A 410-nucleotide genomic window follows, 5' to 3' on the forward strand; every position below is an offset into this window, starting at 1 on the left:
TCTGGCTAGGTTCTCACCCAGCAGTCTAACTTCCGTTAGTTGCTGAATTCTCCCTTTTTGGCTTTTCTCTTTTTCATGTGGAGGTTAGCGGACTCGAACCGCTGACATCCTGCTTGCAAAGCAGGCGCTCTACCAACTGAGCTAAACCCCCCCAACACAATTCAAAATTCAAAATGCAAAATTCAAAAACAATTTCTTAATTTTGAACTTTGAATTTCTAATTTTGCATTGCTTCAGGTGGGCCATCCTGGACTCGAACCAGGGACCTCACCCTTATCAGGGGTGCGCTCTAACCACCTGAGCTAATAGCCCATTATCGAACCAAATCATAGTTTGAAAGCTTCGACATTATCTGCGACCGACCTAGAGTAGACCATCTGTTTATCTATTTGCTATCCGCTTTCGATTTC

2 tRNA genes are annotated in these 410 nt (G+C 43.9%); both read right to left on the reverse strand.

What is annotated here, in order from left to right:
* Positions 1 to 78: 78 nt before the first annotated feature.
* Positions 79 to 151: transfer RNA gene (locus tag ACM5QX_RS29570), tRNA-Ala, on the reverse strand.
* Positions 152 to 238: 87 nt separating this feature from the next.
* A tRNA-Ile gene (locus ACM5QX_RS29575) sits at positions 239 to 312 on the reverse strand.
* Between the last annotated feature and the right edge of the window lie 98 nt (positions 313 to 410).

The organism is Anabaena sp. CCY 9910 (genome assembly GCF_963920875.1).
GTDB lineage: Bacteria > Cyanobacteriota > Cyanobacteriia > Cyanobacteriales > Nostocaceae > Trichormus > Trichormus variabilis.